The organism is Mucilaginibacter sp. RCC_168 (assembly GCF_041355315.1).
Classification (GTDB): Bacteria; Bacteroidota; Bacteroidia; order Sphingobacteriales; family Sphingobacteriaceae; genus Mucilaginibacter.
The window spans coordinates 1-563 of sequence record NZ_JBFUPN010000085.1; the positions used below are offsets into that span (position 1 = coordinate 1).

Below are 563 nucleotides of genomic sequence, written 5' to 3' on the forward strand. Positions count from 1 at the left end.
TGCAGTATCACCAGCTTTTCACCCGGTACATTCACCATACAGTTGGATGAATCATACATGATCACCTTTTCTGATGGGATCACCACGTTGCCTACATAGTCCTTCTCGGCCAGGTCATAGATCGAGGCCCAGGTACCCAGGTCGCTCCAGCCAAAAGCCGATGGCAGTACATACACATTGTCGGCCTTTTCCATGATCCCGTAATCGATCGAGATGTTGATACATTGCTGGTAAGCTTTATGTACATAGTTCTTTTCCTCTTCAGTATTATACACCGGCCGGGCTTCTGCAAAGATCTCATGCATCTCGGGCAGATGACGCCCGAAAGCTTTTACAATTGCCTTGGCCGACCAAACAAAGATGCCCGCATTCCATAAAAAATCGCCGCTCTGGATAAAGGTTTTGGCTATCTCCAGCGTAGGTTTCTCGGTAAATGTTTTTACTTTATGAAAATCCTGGTTAATGGCCTGGTCGGTATACTGGATATAACCATAACCCGTATCCGGGCGCGATGGTTTGATTCCCAGAGTGATCAGACTGTCGGTTGCAACTGCCGCTTGCAA

General features: G+C 47.4%; 1 protein-coding gene. It reads right to left on the reverse strand.

Features of this window, described 5'->3' with window-relative positions:
• The coding region (locus AB6735_RS28065; protein WP_370999494.1) for a sugar phosphate nucleotidyltransferase at positions 1–563 on the reverse strand (563 nt) is incomplete at both ends.